This is a genomic window from Xanthomonas sp. WHRI 6108 (assembly GCF_040202385.2).
Taxonomy (GTDB): Bacteria; Pseudomonadota; Gammaproteobacteria; order Xanthomonadales; family Xanthomonadaceae; genus Xanthomonas; species Xanthomonas arboricola.
This window is the reverse complement of sequence record NZ_CP168198.1, coordinates 4,543,825-4,561,447: the sequence shown is the minus strand read 5'-3', so window position 1 is coordinate 4,561,447 and position 17,623 is coordinate 4,543,825. Positions and strand designations below refer to the sequence as shown.

12 protein-coding genes and 1 riboswitch are annotated in these 17,623 nt (G+C 66.4%); of the genes, 5 read left to right on the top strand and 7 right to left on the bottom strand.

The features are described 5' to 3' along the window. Nucleotides 1-22: 22 nt before the first annotated feature. Both ABQ039_RS19195 and ABQ039_RS19190 read right to left on the bottom strand, forming a co-directional pair. Nucleotides 23-1,753 carry a PQQ-binding-like beta-propeller repeat protein gene (locus tag ABQ039_RS19195; RefSeq protein WP_349778608.1) on the bottom strand — a complete coding sequence of 577 codons (1,731 nt, stop codon included), beginning with the start codon at nucleotides 1,751-1,753 and terminating at the stop codon, nucleotides 23-25. Between the two features lie 569 nt (nucleotides 1,754-2,322). Next, complete coding sequence (locus tag ABQ039_RS19190) at nucleotides 2,323-2,907, bottom strand: gluconokinase, GntK/IdnK-type (RefSeq protein WP_349778607.1); 585 nt, start codon at nucleotides 2,905-2,907, stop codon at nucleotides 2,323-2,325. A gap of 158 nt (nucleotides 2,908-3,065) precedes the next feature. Here ABQ039_RS19190 and ABQ039_RS19185 point away from each other — a divergent pair, with 158 nt between their 5' ends. The 3 genes from ABQ039_RS19185 to ABQ039_RS19175 all read left to right on the top strand — a co-directional run bounded on the left by ABQ039_RS19185 (nucleotide 3,066) and on the right by ABQ039_RS19175 (nucleotide 10,574). After that, nucleotides 3,066-4,448 (top strand): MFS transporter, encoded by a 1,383-nt coding sequence (locus ABQ039_RS19185; RefSeq protein ID WP_349778606.1) that lies wholly within the window; start codon nucleotides 3,066-3,068, stop codon nucleotides 4,446-4,448. Between the two features lie 2 nt (nucleotides 4,449-4,450). Beyond that, nucleotides 4,451-6,865 carry a GH36-type glycosyl hydrolase domain-containing protein gene (locus tag ABQ039_RS19180; protein ID WP_374057824.1) on the top strand — a complete coding sequence of 805 codons (2,415 nt, stop codon included), beginning with the start codon at nucleotides 4,451-4,453 and terminating at the stop codon, nucleotides 6,863-6,865. A 259-nt stretch (nucleotides 6,866-7,124) separates the two neighbouring features. Beyond that, nucleotides 7,125-10,574, top strand: coding sequence for a PAS domain-containing hybrid sensor histidine kinase/response regulator (locus tag ABQ039_RS19175; RefSeq protein WP_349778605.1), 3,450 nt, complete (start codon nucleotides 7,125-7,127; stop codon nucleotides 10,572-10,574). A gap of 96 nt (nucleotides 10,575-10,670) precedes the next feature. Here ABQ039_RS19175 and ABQ039_RS19170 read toward each other — a convergent pair whose 3' ends face one another. The 3 genes from ABQ039_RS19170 to ABQ039_RS19160 all read right to left on the bottom strand — a co-directional run bounded on the left by ABQ039_RS19170 (nucleotide 10,671) and on the right by ABQ039_RS19160 (nucleotide 12,775). Continuing rightward, nucleotides 10,671-11,255, bottom strand: coding sequence for a manganese efflux pump MntP family protein (locus ABQ039_RS19170; RefSeq protein WP_154832895.1), 585 nt, complete (start codon nucleotides 11,253-11,255; stop codon nucleotides 10,671-10,673). A gap of 12 nt (nucleotides 11,256-11,267) precedes the next feature. Beyond that, a riboswitch (yybP-ykoY riboswitch) is annotated at nucleotides 11,268-11,430 on the bottom strand. A gap of 181 nt (nucleotides 11,431-11,611) precedes the next feature. After that, the gene (locus ABQ039_RS19165; protein ID WP_349778604.1) at nucleotides 11,612-11,890 is read right to left on the bottom strand and encodes a hypothetical protein; all 279 of its coding nucleotides are present in this window, start codon (nucleotides 11,888-11,890) and stop codon (nucleotides 11,612-11,614) included. A gap of 135 nt (nucleotides 11,891-12,025) precedes the next feature. Next, entirely contained in the window at nucleotides 12,026-12,775 is a 750-nt protein-coding gene (locus ABQ039_RS19160; RefSeq protein ID WP_349778603.1) for a helix-turn-helix domain-containing protein, read from the bottom strand. Between the two features lie 180 nt (nucleotides 12,776-12,955). Here ABQ039_RS19160 and fucP point away from each other — a divergent pair, with 180 nt between their 5' ends. Then, entirely contained in the window at nucleotides 12,956-14,263 is a 1,308-nt protein-coding gene (gene fucP, locus ABQ039_RS19155) for an L-fucose:H+ symporter permease (RefSeq protein ID WP_054591867.1), read from the top strand. Continuing rightward, on the top strand, nucleotides 14,260-14,628 hold the full coding sequence (locus ABQ039_RS19150) for an L-fucose mutarotase (protein ID WP_104575721.1): 369 nt from the start codon (nucleotides 14,260-14,262) through the stop codon (nucleotides 14,626-14,628). The genes fucP and ABQ039_RS19150 overlap by 4 nt, the downstream gene beginning before the upstream one ends. Nucleotides 14,629-14,883: 255 nt before the next feature. On the opposite strand, the gene ABQ039_RS19145 is transcribed toward ABQ039_RS19150, so the two are convergent. Both ABQ039_RS19145 and ABQ039_RS19140 read right to left on the bottom strand, forming a co-directional pair. Further along, nucleotides 14,884-16,203 carry an L-fuconate dehydratase gene (locus ABQ039_RS19145; RefSeq protein WP_349778602.1) on the bottom strand — a complete coding sequence of 440 codons (1,320 nt, stop codon included), beginning with the start codon at nucleotides 16,201-16,203 and terminating at the stop codon, nucleotides 14,884-14,886. A 510-nt stretch (nucleotides 16,204-16,713) separates the two neighbouring features. Next, complete coding sequence (locus ABQ039_RS19140; RefSeq protein WP_053054220.1) at nucleotides 16,714-17,571, bottom strand: fumarylacetoacetate hydrolase family protein; 858 nt, start codon at nucleotides 17,569-17,571, stop codon at nucleotides 16,714-16,716. Nucleotides 17,572-17,623 lie beyond the last annotated feature (52 nt).

Below are 17,623 nucleotides of genomic sequence, written 5' to 3'. Positions count from 1 at the left end.
CGCAGATCACAGGGGTTGACGCTTACTTGGCCGGGCTGACCTCCGGCACGAACTTGGTCAGCTGGTTGGCCGTTGCGGCAGTGCCGAAGTTGAAGCGGCCGTAGCCGGCGCCCCAGTACAGCGCACCGTCCACGATGGCCGGCGAACTGATCACCGAGCCGGTGGCGTCGTGGTTCCACAGGGTGGCGCCGGTGTCGGTATCCAGGGCGACCATGTTGCCGGCCATCGAACCGGCGTAGAGCAGGTTCGGCGACACCGTCAGCGAGCCCTGGCCACCGGCCGGCACGTTCGGATTCACGCGGTTGATGCCGGGCACCTTGACCTGCCACTTGATCCTGCCGGTGGCGGCATCCAGCGCTGCCCACGAGCCGCCGTTGTGGCTCTGGGTATTCGCAGGCCCCAGCGTATAGGTGGCGTTGGAGCTGTTGTTGATGGCCACATAGACCTGCGACTTGTACGGATCGAACGCGGTGCCCCACTCGACGCCGCCAGTGGTGCCACCGGGGCCGACCTGGGTCGACCACACCTTGGCACCGGTCTTGGCGTCGAAGGCCCAGTAGATGCCGCTCTTCTGCCCTGCGCCGACCAGCTGCTGCGCCTTGCCGTCGCGCCACACGGTGAACAGCTGCACGCCGGCACCGCCGAAGTCGTAATCAGGGCCGGTCAGGTTGGTTGCCTGGGTGTTCGGGCACAGGCCATTGGTGGGCGCCACGATGCACGACAGGTTCCAGGCGTCGTAGCCTTGTGCACGGTCGGCCCAGACCAGCTTGCCGGTGTCCAGATTCAGCGAGATCACCGAGTCGACGTAGTTGTCCGGCGCCATGCACGCCAGTTCATCCTGCACGGTGAGTTCGCTGCCGCGGTAGGAGCGTGCGTTGGACACGCAGTTACCCACGCTGGCGGGAATGTTGTAGTTGTTGCCGGTGCCGAAATACAGGCGGCGGTTGATCGGATCGATCGCCACCTGGCCCCACACCGATGCACCGGTATAGCCCTCGGGCACGTTGTAGAACTGCCACACCTTCTTGCCGGTATTCAGATCCAGCGCCACCACGCTGCCGCGGAAGCTGAAGGTGTGGGTCGGGTCCAGGTTGCCCCAGTCGCCGGAGGACACGGGCACGTACACGCGGTTGCCGTAGATCACCGGCGAGGAGGTGATGCGCGCTTGCGGGTTGGCTTCGGCGGTGGTCTTCCACAGCAGCTTGCCGGTCTTCTTGTCGATCGCCAGCACGGTGCCGGCGGCCTGGTCGCCGACGATGATGCTGTTGGCACTGATGGCCGGCGTGTTGCGCGTCACCGAGTTGGCATTGCCGGTGTAGTCGGACAACTTGGCCTGCCAGTTCGGTTTGCCGGTCTGGGTGTCGACGCTATACAGCGTGCCGCCCCAGTCGGGCACATACAAGGTTCCACCTTCCACGCTCGGGGTGGCCGAGATGTCGCCGGTGGTGGTCAGGGTCCAGGCCGGCTTGAGGCCTTTGACGGTGGTGCGGTTGATCTTCCACTCGCCCGGCGCGAAGCGCTGGTTCAAGTAGCCGCCGCCGGCGGTGGTCCAGCTGGTGGGGCTGGCAAATGGCAGCTGATTGCCGAAGCTGCGCCAGATCTGGCCGGAGCGTGCAAAAGCCTGGGTATCCAGCGACGACACCGACTGTTGTGCGGTTGCGGAGCCGGCCTGGGCGAAAGCCACCGCGCTGGCAAGCAGGCAGGGAACGAGCGTCAAACTGCGAAATCGCAAGCGGCGAATTGAATTTGTCATCACGGCATGTCCATAGATGGAAGGAAGCGCTGGATCCCCCCGGATCTGCCGAGTGAAGATGGCCGATTGTGGCGACCGTGCAATACACGCACTTTTCCGCATTCATTCAACGGTCGGGTCCGCTCGCATCTGGTGCCACCAGCTCGAAAAAATTGCGTTCAACGTGTTCGCTATTCGCACAAATGCTGATGATTCATCACGATCGGCGGCCGCTGCGATAGAAAAAATGATTGGCCGCGATGCATGCGTATTTGCATGCAAATCAATGGTCTGCAAAAAGTAACCAGGAAATGTTGCGCCACCTTGTGAGGTTGGCCACGGTGTCGAACACAGCCCCTCTCCCGGCGGGGCGAGAAGGCACGGTTTGCGCGCCACTGGCGCGCGTGCCTTGGAGCGCCCGCGTCGCAAACGCGGGCCGGGGCTCGGAGCGGGGTTGGGGTGAGGGCACGGGGCGAAGCTTCTGTGTCGTCAAAATGCACGAGGCTTCGCACGTCCCCTCATCCGCCCCTTCGGGGCATCTTCTCCCGGAGGGAGACGGAAACAGCCATGTTGCTGCGCTATCCGGCGCGTTATGCGCTTTGCGGCGAGGGCACGGCGGTGTGCACTGCAGCGGGAGCGATCAGCGCCAACTGCGCGATCGCATCCTGCACCACCTCCGCCACCGTGGTGTCCACATCCACCGACACCACATCGGCTTCGTCCAACGGCAATTCCAGGGTCTGCAACTGGCTGTCCAGCAGGCTGGCCGGCATGAAGTGGCCGGCGCGTGCGCTCAGGCGCGCGGCGATCACGTGCTGGGCCGCGTGCAGGAACACGAAGCGGATCGGAATGCCGCTGCGGCGCAGCAATTGCCGATGCGTGCCGCGCAAGCCCGAGAACGCGAGCACCACCGACTCGCCTGCCTGTACGCAGTCGCGCAAGGTGGCCGCCAGCAACTCCACCCACGGCAGACGCATCGCATCGGTGAGTGGCTGGCCGGCGGCCATCTGCGCGCGTGCGGCCACGCTGTGGTAGTCGTCGGCATCCAGAAAACGGTAGCCGTAATGCGCTGCCAGCGCCTGCGCGATGGTGGTCTTGCCGCTGCCGGAAACGCCCATCACCACGATGGCCAGGGGCGAAGCGGACGCGGGTGTAGCGGGGGCGGCGGTGTCCATCACGTCAGGTTATATCTCCGGATCGATTCGGCATTTTGCCGGATTTCACGTTGGCGGCAGTCGATGCGTGGTGTAGCGTCGGCGCTCCTCGCCAGGTGAGCGGGCCGCCCAGCGTAACGGCGCGCTCGGCCGGGTTCAACGCACTCCAAGGTCTGCCGATGCCGTCATCGCCTGCAACGTCTCCTGCATCGGCGCGCCTGCGCTGGCGCGAAAAACTGGGCTACGGCGCCGGCGATCTGGGCCTGAATCTGTACTGGGCCAACATCTCCGCCTTCCTGTTGATCTTCTACACCGACACCATGCATCTGCCGGCAGCGGCGGTGGGCACGATGATCCTGTTGACCAAGATCGCCGATGCGATCGCCGATCCGGCGATGGGTGCACTGGCCGATCGCACACGCAGCCGCTGGGGCAAATTCCGCCCGTATCTGTTGTGGGGCGCCGTGCCGATGGCGGTGACCGGCGTGCTCGCCTACACCACGCCTGCGCTGGATCAGAACGGACGCATGTGGTGGGCCACGATCAGCTTCCTGGTGATGATGCTGGCCTACACGGTGGTGAGCATTCCGTACTCGGCATTGTCCGGCGTGATCACCGCCGACAGCAGCCAGCGCACCAGCCTGATCAGCCTGCGCTTCATCGCCGCATTCGCCGGCACCACGTTGGTGAATTACTGCACGCTGGATCTGGTGGCCTGGTTCGGTGCCGGCAACGATGCACTGGGCTGGCAGCGCACCATGATGCTGTACGGCGCGGTGGCGGTGGCGTCGTTCGTGACCGTGGCGCTGACCACGCGCGAGCGCGTGCAGCCACCGCCGCAACAGCGCACGCCGATCCGCCGGGATATCGCCGACCTGCTGCAGAACAAGCCGTGGTGCGTGCTGTTCGTGCTGTCGCTGATCATCATGATCACCATTGTCATGCGCGGTGGTGCGGGCGTGTATTACCTCAAGTACTACGTGCAGCGGCCGGACCTGACCGGGCTGTTTCTGGGTGGCTATTCGGTGTCGCTGGCAGTGGGCGCGGCGATCACGCCGTTGCTGACACGGCATTGGGACAAGCGCCAGTTGATGACCGCGCTGATGGCGGTGGTGGGCGTGTTGAGTTGCCTGATGTTTTTCATTCCTGCCGATGCGGTGTGGGCGATCTTCGCGCTGAACATGCTGATCGGGCTGGCACTGGGGCCGAAGTCGCCGCTGGCATTTTCGATGTATGCCGACAGTGCCGATTACACCGAATGGCGCACCGGCCGGCGCGCCACCGCGATGACCTTCGCCGCCGCGACCTTCTCGCAAAAGCTCGGTGGCGCGCTGGCTTCGGCCGGCATCGCCTGGGTGCTGGCGGGCATGGGCTATGTGGCCAACAGCGCGCAGTCGGCCGCCTCGTTGACCGGCATCGTGCTGCTGCTGACGGTGATCCCGGGCGCGGTGGCGCTGCTGGCAGCCTGGACCATGCGTTTCTATCCACTCGATGATGGCCTGTTGCGCCGCATCCAACACGAACTGGCCGCGCGCAAGCGCGACGAACAGGAGCACCGCTGACCGTGTCTGCACTCTCCCACGCCGATTCCACGTCCACGCCCGACGACGATCTTTCCGCGTTGCTGGCGCCCAGCGCCGACGGCACGCGTTATGCGCTCTACAGCCCCACCGCAATGCCGAACGCGGGCGGGTTCCTGTGGAACCGCCGCATGATGCTGCAGCTGACCTGCCGTGGTTACGCCACCGGGCAGTTCATGCAGCCGGAGCCGGCCAAGTACGCGCATGCGCCGCTGCTGGAAGCGCGCAACTTCATGATGCCCGAGCAGCCGTACTACGCGCATCATCCCGGGCGCTTCTTCTATCTCAAGGACGAAGAAAGCGGCGCGTTGTATTCGGTGCCGCACGAACCGGTACGTGCAACGCCGGAACAGTTCGCGTTTTCCGCGGGCAAGCACGATGTGCGCTGGCGGGTGCGTCACGACGGCATCGTGGTGGAACTGTGCGTGGCGTTGCCCACCGACGATGCGGTGGAGCTGTGGGAATGCCGCGTGCATAACCAGTCCGGGCGTACGCGCCGGCTCAGCCTGTATCCCTACTTCCCGATCGGTTACATGTCGTGGATGCATCAGGGCGGCGCTTACGAGCCGGCGCTGGGCGGCATCGTCTGCCGTAGCGTGGCGCCGTACCAGAAGGTGGACGACTATTTCCGTCAGCGCGATTTCAAGGACTGCACCTTCCTGTTGCACGAGCAGCCGCCGGTGGCCTGGGATGCGCAGCAGATGGCCTTCGAAGGCGAGGGCGGCCTGCATGCGCCCTCGGCCATCCAGGCCGAGCAGCTGGGCAACAGCGATGCGCACTACGAGAACCCGGCCGCCGCGTTGCAGTATCGGCTGACGCTGGACGCCGATGCGGCAAGCGTCTACCGCTTCGCGTTCGGGCCGGCCAAGGACGATGCGGAGATCGCCGCGCTGCGTGCGCGTTATCTGTCCGAAGCCGGCTTTGCCGCCGCCGCGCGCGACTACGCGCAGTATCTGCAGGGCGGGCGGGGTTGCGCGCAGATCGCCACGCCCGATCCGGCCCTGGACAACCTGGTCAACCATTGGCTGCCGCGGCAGGTGTTCTATCACGGCGACGTCAATCGCCTGACCACCGATCCGCAGACGCGCAACTATCTGCAGGACCACATGGGCATGGCCTACCTGCAGCCGGCCACCGCACGTGCGGCGTTGTTGCACGCGCTCTCGCAGCAGGAGCCCAGCGGTGCGATGCCGGATGGCATCCTGCTGGTGGAAGGCGCCGAGCTCAAATACATCAACCAGGTGCCGCATACCGATCACTGCGTATGGTTGCCGATCTTCCTGAGCGCCTATCTGGCCGAAACCGGCGATGCCAGCGTGCTCGATGCGGTGGTCCGTACGCACGATGGACAGGCGCTCAGCGTGGCCGAGCGACTGGATGCAGCGATGCAGTGGCTGCTGGACGCGCGCGATGCACGTGGCTTGAGTTTCATCGCGCAGGGCGATTGGTGCGACCCGATGAACATGGTCGGCTGGCGCGGCAAGGGCGTGTCCGGCTGGCTCACCGTGGCCACCGCGTATGCATTGCGGCTGTGGTCGGGCATCTGCGCAGCGCATGGGCGAAGCGCGCAGGCGGAGACATTTGCGCAGGCCGTGCAGGCGATCAACGCCGATGCCAACCGCGAGCTGTGGGACGGCAACTGGTATGCGCGCGGCATCACCGACGATGGCGTGCGCTTCGGCATCGCCGAGGATGTGGAAGGACGCATCTATCTCAATCCGCAGAGCTTTGCGCTGCTGGCCGGCACCGCCGACAGCGCGCAGCGCGCGGCCTTGCTGGAGGCGGTGCGCGAGCAGCTGCATACGCCGTACGGGCCGGTGATGCTGGCCCCGGCCTACACGCACATGCGCGATGACGTGGGCCGGTTGACGCAGAAGTGGCCGGGCGCCGCAGAAAACGGCGCGGTCTACAACCATGCGGCGGCGTTCTACCTGTACAGCCTGTACCAGATCGGCGAAGCCGACCGCGCCTGGGAGATCCTGCGCGCGCTGCTGCCCGGCCCCACCCGCGAGGACGTGCTGCAGCGCGGCCACCTGCCGGTGTCGCTGCCCAACTACTATCGCGGCGCCTGGCACCAGTACCCGCGCACGGCCGGGCGTTCCAGCCAGCTGTTCAACACCGGCACGGTGGCCTGGGTGTATCGCTGCGTGCTGGAAGGGTTGTTCGGCCTGGTCGGCGAAGGCGATGCATTGGCGATCCGCCCGCAGCTGCCCTCGCACTGGCCGCAGGCCCGGGTGACGCGCCAGTTCCGCGGCGCGCAGTTCGAGGTGACGCTGACGCGTGAACCGGGGCGCACGCACGTCGACGTTGAGGTGGATGGCACCGCCTGCCCGGACCAGCGCGTGCACGGCATTGTCGCCGGACGCACGTACCAGGTGCAGGTGCGGCTACCGGGCTGAGCGGCGCGCCAGGTGCGGCGCCTGATTGGGGCAACTGCGATAACTGCCAAGCTGGTGTAGGAGCGCGCTTGCGCGCGATAAGGTTTTCCCGCCAGTGCCCTATCGCGCGCAGGCGCGCTCCTACGGGCGATGAGGCTTTCCCGCCGGTGCCCTGTCGCGCGCGAGCGCGCTCCTACGCACGTGCGGCCAGGCGGGCTGTTCCCCACTCCCGATTCCCCACTGCGTAAACTCCCCGTTCGCATTGGCCTAGGAACGCCCCTTGGTATCAAGCTGGATCCTGCTGCTGGTCTCCGTCGGCTATGCCGTGCTGCTGTTCGGCGTGGCCTGGTGGGGCGACCGTCGTCCGCTGTACCCGGAGCGGCCGTGGCTGCGGCCGGCGGTCTACAGCCTGGCGCTGGCGGTGTACTGCTCGTCGTGGACCTTCTACGGCGCGGTCGGCTCGGCGGTGCGCAACGGCATCGGCTATCTGCCGATCTACCTGGGCCCACTGCTGTTGCTGCTGTTCGGCTGGCGCATCATCGAGCGGCTGGCGCTGATCGCACGCGCCGAAAACACCGTCTCCATCGCCGATTTCATTTCCTCGCGCTATGGCCGCTCGCGGCGGCTGGCGGCCTTGGTGGCGGTGATCGCGCTGGTCGGCATCGTTCCGTACCTGGCGCTGCAGTACAAGGCGGTGGCGATGAGCCTGGAGGTGCTGACCGGGCATAGCAGTGCCGGGCGCGGCATCCTTGCCGATCCGGCGTTGTACGTGGCGCTGTTGATGGCCTTGTTCGCGACCTTGTTCGGCACCCGCCAGGTCGATGCCACCGAACACCACCGCGGCATGATGCTGGCGATCGCGCTGGAGTCTGTGATCAAGCTGATCGCCATCGTCGCGGTGGGCCTGTTCGCCTGGGTGTGGCTGAGTGACCACCAGGTGCCCATCGCCGACTCGGCGCGCACCTTGTTCGAGCACACTCCGTCGGTGGGTTTCATTTCGCAGACCTTGCTGAGCTTTCTGGCGGTGATCTGCCTGCCGCGCCAGTTCCATGTGGCGGTGGTGGAATGCAGCGACGTCGGCGACATCCGTCGCGCGCGCTGGTTGTTCGGTGCGTACCTGGTGATCATCTCGGCGATGGTGGTGCCGATCGCATCGGCCGGCGTGGCCTTGTTCGGCAAGGGCAGCACGGTGGTCGACGACGCGGTGGTGCTGGCGCTGCCGCTGAGCCAGGGCAACACCGTGCTGGCATTGGTGGCCTATGTGGGCGGGTTCTCGGCCGCCACCGGCATGGTGATCGTGGCCAGCATCGCGTTGGCCACCATGGTCAGCAACGACCTGGTGATGCCGGTGCTGCTGCGCCGCCGCGGCAGTGCCGATGCGCGCGCGGCGGTGGCCTCGCGGGTGTTGTGGATCCGCCGCGTCGCCATCCTGTTGCTGGCGCTGATCGCCTACGGCTACCACCGCAGCGTGGCCAACGACACCACCTTGGCGGCCTACGGCCTGATGGCCTTTGCGGCGGTGGCGCAGTTCGCCCCCGGCGTGATCGGCGGGTTGTACTGGCGCGGGGCCAGCCGCAAGGGCGTGGAGACCGGCATGGTGCTGGGCTTCATGACCTGGATCTACACGCTGCTGCTGCCGGCCGCCACGCGCGCGGGCTGGCTGCAGCCGGACTGGCTGGTGGACGGGCCGTTCGGCATCGCCTGGTTGCAGCCGCAGCAGCTGTTCGGCATGCACGGCTGGGACCCGCTGGCGCATGGCACGTTCTGGTCGCTGCTGATCAATGTCGGCGCGATGATGCTGGTCTCCGCACGCTGGCGCCCTGGGGTGGACGAACGCCTGCGCGCCGCGCCCTTCCTGGACCCGTACGCACAGCGGCCGGCGGTGGCCGGCGACTGGCCCGGGCATGTGCGCGTGGCCGACCTGCAGGCCCTGGCCGAGCGCGTGGTGGGCGAGCGGCATGCGCACCGCGCCTTCGTCGACCAGGCGGTGTTGCTGGAGCGCGAGCTGCAACCCACCGTGGTGGCCGATCGCGCCTGGGTGCAGTTCACCGAACGCCTGCTGGCCGCCTCGATCGGCGCGGCCTCCGCACGCCTGGTGCTGACCAGCCTGTTGCGCGGCTCGGGCATGGACCTGGGCGAGGTGGTGGCGGTGCTGGACGAAGCCGGCCAGGAGCTGCGCTTCAATCGCGAGATCCTGTCCACCACGCTGGAAAACATCAGCGCCGCGGTCAGCGTGGTCGACCCGGAGATGCGCCTGACTGCGTGGAATCGCCGCTATCAGCAGCTATTCGGCTACCCGGACGGCATGCTGTATGTCGGCCGCCCGGTGGCCGATCTGATCCGCTACAACGCCGAGCGCGGCGAGCTGGGCGAGGGCGATATCGAAGATCAGATCGATCGCCGTATCCGCCACATGCGCGCCGGCTCGCCGCATGTGTTCGAGCGCACTCGCAGCGACGGCAAGGTGATCGAGATGCGCGGCCAGGCGCTGCCCGGCGGCGGTTATGTCACCAGCTACAACGACATCACCGACTACAAGCGTGCCGAACGCGCGCTGCTGGACGCCAACGAGAACCTGGAGCAGCGCGTGGCCGACCGCTCGCGCGAGGCCGAGCTGGCGCAGCAATCCAAGACGCGCTTTCTGGCCGCGATCAGCCACGACGTGTTGCAGCCGCTCAATGCCGCGCGGCTGTTCGCCTCGGCGCTGCGCGAGAGCCATCAGAACAACGAGGAACAACGCCATCTGGCCGAGCGCGTGGATGCCTCGCTGCGTGCGGCCGAGGAGTTGCTCGATGGCCTGCTCGACGTCTCGCGGCTGGATGCCGGCGGCCTGCGGCCCACGGCCGAGGATTTCGATGCCAGCGCGCTGATGCACGAACTGGCCGCGCAATACGCGCCGGTGGCTTCCAGCCGCGGCCTGCAGCTGCAGGTGCACAGTCGTCCGTTGTGGGTGCGCAGCGACCGCCGCCTGCTGCGACGGGTGATGCAGAACTTCCTCGCCAATGCGCTGCGCTACACGCGCCAGGGCCGCATCGTGCTGGGCATGCGCGGACGCGGTGCGCACGTGGAGCTGCAGGTGTGGGATACCGGCCCGGGCATTCCCGAGCACCACATGCGGCAGATCTTCGAAGAATTCCGCCGTTATCAGCAGCCGTTCGACTGGGGCGAGCAGGGCCTGGGGCTGGGCCTGTCGATCTGCCAGCGCATCTCGCGCCTGCTCGACCACGACCTGAGCGCACGCAGCCAGGTCGGCCGCGGCAGCATGTTCTCGATCCTGCTGCCGCGCGTGGCGGCGGTCCCGCTGCCGCCGGTGCTGCCGGTGGCCGTTGCACGCGCGCTACCCAGCGGCGATTCGCTGGCGGGCCTGCGCGTGCTGTGCGTGGACAACGACCGCGAGATCCTCGACGGCATGCGTGCGCTGCTCGGTCGCTGGCAGGTGGAGGTGATCACCGCCAGCACCGTGGATCAGGCGCTGGAGCGCGCGCGCGAACAGCCGGATCTGATGCTGGTGGATTACCACCTGCACGACCGGCTCGATGGCCTGGACACGCTGGATGCGCTGCAGGCCGTCGCCACCGCGCCGATTGCCGGTGCCCTGCTCACCGCCGACGGCCGCGACGAACTCAAGCAGCTCGCGCGCGCGCGTGGCTACCGCCTGCTGACCAAGCCGGTGAAGCCGGCCTCGTTACGCGCGTTTCTGAGCGCGCATCACGATGCGAAAACGCGCTGAGCGGTGCGACTGCAGCGTAGGAGCGTGCCTGCGCGCGACGAAGCTTTATCGGTAACGCCCGGTCGCGCGCAGGCACGCTCCTACGAGGGGAGGTGCTTAGGCTGCGCCGCTCAGGTGTTCGTAGAGGATGACGCTGCCGACGATCACCAGGATCAAGCCGCCGAGGATCTCGGCGCGCTTGCCAATCAGGTTGCCGAGCACGCGGCCCAGCATGACGCCTGCGGTGACCATGCTGAAGGTGCACAGCCCCACCACCACCGCCACCACGCCGATATGCACGTCCAGGAACGCCAGGCTCACGCCGACCGCCATCGCATCGATGCTGGTGGCAAAACCGGTGGTGGCCAGGGCGAGCAAGCCATGCCGTTTCGGCGTCTCGGACGTTGCTTCGTCAGCGTCGTCCGCATCGTTTCGCAGCCCCGCCACGATCATGTGCGTGCCCAGCGCACCGAGCAGCACGAACGCGATCCAGTGGTCGTAGTCGGACACATAGCTGGACGCGGCGCGCCCCAGCAGCCAGCCGATCACCGGGGTGATCGCCTCGATGCAGCCGAAGATCAAGCCGGCGCGTAGCGCATCGCGCCACTGCGGCTTGCGCATCGCCGCGCCTTTGCCGATCGCCGCGGCAAACGCATCGGTCGACATCGCGAAACCGATCAAAACAATGGAAAAAGGGGACATCGACATTCTCGGGTTGGGCACGGTCACAACGACATGCGCCCGCGCCAACCGTCGTCGTGCACGCATGCCGCTGGTCTCGCCAAACCGGAACTGGTTGCCTGCACCACGGCGCAACGGCCGAGTATGTTGATGCAGGCGCTTCCGACGATGCGAAAGCAGGCTACTCCCCAAGGGGCGCGCAGTGTACCAACGCATGGCCGCGTCCGGTGCGTCTGCAGCGCACGCGAAGGTCGGTCTGATCTTTATAGCCGTGGCTATTGCGAGCAGGGGTAACGCGGTTTTTGCCTTGTTTTCAGGCGTCAAAGCCAGGCAGGCATGTCAACGCAACGGCGCGATGCGGCGCCCGATAGCCTTGGCTATAGCGACCAACGGTCTGCATGCCGGTGGAGCAGGTAGCGAAAACGCCGGGAAAGCTGCTGATGTGGGGTGTGCTGCAAGCAGTGCGAGATGGAAATGTCATAGCTGGCTGCGCGTGCGTGAGCCAGCGCCTGCGTCGTGCTGTCTTTCCAGACGTCGTGCAGGAGTGCAGCGATCGGCAACGGTGCCGCGATCTCCATGGCGTCTCGATTTGCACGGCTTGCGATGCCGCAGGTGCTGGCGAAGCCGTTGGGCGGAGTGCGATGCCAGGCTGCCATCGCAGCACTGCGGAAAGAGCGCGCTGCGCTCCACGCACAGGGCCGGCCGCGCTGCGGGAGGACCGCAGAAGTCAGCCTTCGGAAGCGAGCAACAGAAACACCAGCGCCGACGCAGACTCCCGGCGCGGGCTGCGGCTACATCAATGCGGCGGAAATCTCCGCCGTCGCCGCACACAGGGCCTGCAAGGCCGCGTGCGGGCCGACCAACTCCGGGCGGCGCGCGACGAAGGGAACGGTGAGCGTATAGGTCGCACTGCCGCGTTGCAGGATCGGTGCGGTCAGGTCGACCACGCCCACCACCGCTTCGCTGGGTTGCATGGCGTAGCCATCGTTGCGCGCCTGCGCGGCGGCGGCGAGGAACTGCGCACGCTCGAACGGCACCTCGCTGGCGTCGAGCATGTCCAGCCAGCGCGCCTGCACCTCTGGCTGCTGGAACGCGAACAGCACCAGCCCGGAGCTGGAATGGGTCAATGGGCGGCGGTGGCCCGGGCGCACCACCAGGCCCAGGTCGCTGGGCACGTCCATCTGCGCGATCACCACGATCTGGTCGCCGGACGGCGCCACCAGGTGGCAGGGCTGATAGATCGCATCGGCCAGCCGCCGCATCACCGGTAGTGCCGCTTCGCTGATGCTCTGCACCTGCGGCTGCTGCATGCCGAGCATGAACAACCGATTGGTCAGCACATAGTCGCCCTCGCCGTCGCGGGTGAGATAGCCGCGCTCCTCCAGCACCTGCAGCATGCGGAAGATCTCCCCGCGCGAGCGGCCGATGCCGTGCGAGATCGCGCCCATGCTCATCGGCTGCGCCTGGCGGGCGAGCAGCTCGAGGATGTCCAGGCCCTTGTCCAGGGCGGGGGCGCGGTACTTGGCGGGTTCGGTGCTCATCCGTTTGCGGCTCCAGGCAAGGCTGCGGCGCGCCAGGGTACAGGCATCGCGGGCAGCGGTGAGAAGTGGCGCTTGCGTGCAAATATAAACAAAGATTTTATATTTGCATGGCGCTGGCGTGCGCAGTACGCTCGCCGCACAGCAACGCAAGCGCCACAGCCTTGGGAGGGGATCGGTCGCATGCATCACAGTGACATTGCCGCGTCACCGCGCGGCAACCTGGCGCGTACCGCCATGGTTCCCCTGTTGTTGATCGTGAGCCTGTTCTTTTTGTGGGGCATGGCCAACAACCTCAACGACATCCTGATCAAGCAGTTCAAGAAGGCCTTCGAGCTGACCGACCTGCAGGCCGGGCTGGTCCAGAGCGCGTTCTACCTGGGCTATTTCGTGTTCGCGATGCCGGCGGCGATGTTCATGCGCCGCTATAGCTACAAGGCGGCCGTGGTGCTGGGCCTGCTGCTGTATGCGTGCGGCGCGTTCCTGTTCTATCCGGCTGCGCAGGTGCATACCTACTGGCTGTTCCTGCTGGCCTTGTTCGTGATCGCCAGCGGCCTGGCCTTCCTGGAAACCACCGCCAACCCGCTGGTGACCGTGCTCGGCCCGGCAGAAGGCGCAGCGCGGCGGTTGAATCTGGCCCAGGCATTCAACCCCTTGGGCTCGATCACCGGCGTGCTGGTCGGCCAGCACTTCATCTTCTCCGGGGTGGAGCACACGCCGGCCGAGCTGGCGGCAATGGCGCCAGCCGCGCGCGAGGCGTTCTTTGCCGCCGAATCCTCAGCCGTGCAGACGCCCTATCTGATCATCGGCGCCGTGGTGGTGCTGTGGGCGATCCTGATCGCGCTGGTGCGCTTTCCCACCGGCGCGCCGGAGAGCGATAGCGGCGTGGCGCCCAAGCGTGCACGCTTCGGCGAACTGCTGCGCAATCGGCGCTTCATGTTTTCGGTGGTGGCGCAGTTCTTCTACGTGGGTGCGCAGGTCGGCATCTGGAGCTATCTGATCCGCTATCTGCAGGATGCGGTGCCGGGCACGCCGGAAAAAACTGCCGCCACCTACCTGACCATCTCGCTGGTGCTGTTCATGGCCGGCCGCTTCGTCGGCACCGCGCTGTTGCGCTATCTGGCGCCGGCCAGGTTGCTGGCGAGTTTTGCGACGATCAATCTGGTGTTGTGCGCCGTTGCCATCGCGTTGCCGGGTTGGACCGGCTTGTACGCGCTGGTGGCTGCCAGCGTGTTCATGTCGGTGATGTTCCCGACCATCTTTGCGCTGGGCCTGGATGGCATGCATGACGATGCGCGCAAGCTGGGCTCGTCGCTGCTGGTGATGTCCATCATCGGTGGCGCGCTGCTGACGGCGGTGATGGGCGCGGTGTCGGACATGGCCGGTATCCACTGGGCGATGGTGGTACCGGGTGGGTGCTTTGCGGTGATCCTGCTGTTCGCGTTGCGTGCGCGCCGCGCTGCGCCGGTGGTTGCAGGAGTGGGCGCATGAGCACGCGGCGTCTGTGTTATGTGCTGGATCTGCACGACGATCCGCAGTTGATCGCCGAGTACGAGCGTTGGCATCGGCCCAGCGAGGTCTGGCCGGAGGTGGTGGCCTCGCTGCAGCAGGCCGGCATCCAGGAGCTGGAGATCTTTCGCAGTGGCGACCGCCTGGTGATGCTGATGGAGGTCGGTGACGACTACGATCCGGCGGCCAAGGCGGCGCGGGATGCGGCCGATCCGCGCATCCAGGCCTGGGAAGACTTGATGTGGCGATTTCAAAAGCCGTTGCCTGGCAGTGCGCCGGGAGAGAAGTGGCGCGAGGCCGGGCAGATCTTTGCCTTGAGTGCGGCGGTTGGAGCGGGGCAGGGTTAGGGTGTTGGCCTGCGTTTTTTGCGGATGTGTTGGCTCCGTTGTGGGGCGCTGGTCTTGAGTGTCTTTGCTGCCGCTGCCGCCGGGCGTCGAAACAGGTGTCTTTTGCGGGCGCAGCGTGATTGGCGCAGCGCAGGCGTGACGGCTGCATCGCAGATGTGCCAACCAGAAGCGGTCGCGATCGGGCCATCGGGAACGCCTGTCGCGGCTTGAGCCGCTCCTACGACATCCTGGGATTAGGTGAGGCGGTGCGTTGGATTAGGCCTTTGCCGTGGCCAGGTCTTCGACCCAGAAACGGCCGTCGGGGTAGCTGAATTCCGCGATGGAGTCCGGGTGCATCTCGGCGGAGAAGCCGGCGGCTTGCGGGGCCAGGTAGCGGCCGTGCTGGATGCGCACCGGGTCCAGGAAGTGCTGGTGCAGGTGGTCGACGAATTCGATCGCGCGGTCTTCCATCTTGCCGGTGATGGCGACGAAGTCGGCCATGGCCAGGTGTTGCACCAGTTCGCACAGGCCGACGCCGCCGGCATGCGGGAACACGCGGATGTTGAACTTGGCGGCCAGCAGCAGGATGGCGAGGTTTTCGTTGACGCCGCCCACGCGCGCGGCGTCGATCTGGATCAGGTCCACCGCGCCGGCCTGCAGCAGCTGCTTGAACACCACGCGGTTCTGGGTGTGCTCGCCGGTGGAGACCGGCACCGGGGTGATGCCCTGGCGGATCGCGGCGTGGCCGAGCACGTCGTCCGGGCTGGTCGGTTCCTCGATCCAGGCGATGTCGAATTCGGCCAGCTGGCGCATCCAGTCGATCGCCGGGCCCACGTCCCAGCGCTGGTTGGCATCCACCGCCATCGCGATGTCCGGGCCGATCGCCTCACGCGCCAGGCGGCAGCGGCGGATGTCGTCCTGCACGTTGGCGCCGACCTTGAGCTTGATGGTGCGGAAGCCATCGGCGACGGCTTCTTTTGCCAGGCGCACCAGCTTTTCGTCGGAGTAGCCGAGCCAGCCGGGCGAAGTGGTGTAGGCGGGATAGCCCTGTTCGATCAGCGTGGCGATGCGCTGCGCACGCTGCGGTTGCGCATTGCGCAGGATTGCCAGCGCTTCGTCGCGGGTGAGCGCGTCGGTGAGGTAGCGGAAGTCGATGGTATCGACCAACTGCTCCGGGCTGAGCTCGGCGATGTAGCGCCACAGCGGCTTTTTCGCCGCGCGTGCGGCCAGGTCCCAGGCGGCGTTGATCACCGCGCCGATCGCCATGTGCATCACGCCCTTTTCCGGGCCCAGCCAGCGCAGCTGCGAGTCGTTGGTGAGCCGGCGTGCGAACGCACCCAGATCGGCAATGACTTCCTCGACCGACAGGCCGACCACGTGCTCGGCCAGTGCGGCCACCGCGGCGGTCTGCACATCGTTGCCGCGGCCGATGGTGAACACCAGGCCGTAGCCGGCCAGGCCATCCGACGCATCGGTGCGCAGCACGACGTAGGCGGCCGAGTAGTCCGGATCCGGATTCATCGCATCCGACCCATCCAGCTCGCGCGAGGTGGGGAAGCGGACGTCGTGGGTGTCGAGGGCGATGATGGTGCTCATTGAAGTCCTGGGCGATGGAAACGGGAATAAAACGCGCGAAATAAAACGGAAACGGAAACGGAAACGGAAACGGAGAACGGAAACGGAGACGGGCGCCAGAGCCCCTCTCCCCCCGGGAGAGGGGTTGGGGTGAGGATACGGACGCGAAGCGCCGACTGTATTGAAGCGTTGCAGGTACGCATGCGCTTGCGACACAGATCAACGAACAACACAGATCAACGCATCACTGCACGACCAACTGCGTGTGGATACCAACGCGCGACAGCACCTGGAAGTTCAACGCTCTCGCACGCCGCTTGAAAAATTTGCGCATGACACATCAACACACATGCCGACATGTCACGCCTGACGGCAAACGCACATTGCGACGAACTGCCTGGATATGTCGCTACGTACCCTCACCCCAACTCCCGCTACGCACCCAGGCCCGCGCTTGCGGCGCGGGCGCACCAACGCACGCGCGCCAGTGGCGCGCAAGCCGTGCCTTAGTGCCCCGGTGGGAGAGGGGCTTTAGGCAGCATCACGCGGATGCGCCACCACCGGCTGGCGCTGGCGGCCCAGGCCTTCGATCTCCAGTTCCATCACGTCGCCCGGCTTCAGGTACACCGGCGGCTTCTGGCCCAGGCCCACGCCGGGCGGGGTGCCGGTGCTGATCACATCGCCCGGCATCAGCGTCATATAGCGGCTGATGTGGCTGACCAGTTCGGCCACGCCGAACACCATCGTGCGGGTGCTGCCGTTCTGGTAGCGGTGGCCATTGACCTCCAGCCACATCGACAGGTTCTGCGGGTCGGCGATTTCATCGCGGGTGACCAGCCACGGGCCGATCGGGCCGAAGGTGTCGGCGCTCTTGCCCTTGACCCACTGGCCGCCATGCTCGAGCTGGAACTCGCGCTCGGACAGATCGTTGATGACCGCGTAGCCGGCGACGTGGTTCAGCGCGTCGTCCACCGACACATCGCGCGCCACATCGCCGATCACCACGCCCAGTTCCACTTCCCAGTCGCTCTTGACCGAGCCGCGCGGGATGATCACGGTGTCGTTGGGGCCGGTCACCGCAGTGGTGGCCTTCATGAAAAGGATCGGCATCTTGGGCACGTCCATGCCCGATTCGGCCGCGTGGTCGGCGTAGTTCAACCCCACGCAGATGAACTTGCCGATCTGCCCCACTGCGGCGCCATAGCGCAGCTCGCCTTCGAGCAGCGGCAGCGTGGACACGTCCAGCGCACGCAGTTTGTCCAGGCCGGCATTGGTGATGTGCTCGCCGGCCACATCGTCGATCACGCCGCTCAAATCGCGGATGCGGCCTTCGCCATCGATCAGGCCAGGACGTTCCTGGCCGGGGGCGCCAACGCGTACGAGTTTCATGCAGTCTTCCTTTGCAGGTGAGGAATGGAGCGGCCAGCAACGCTAGCGCGCA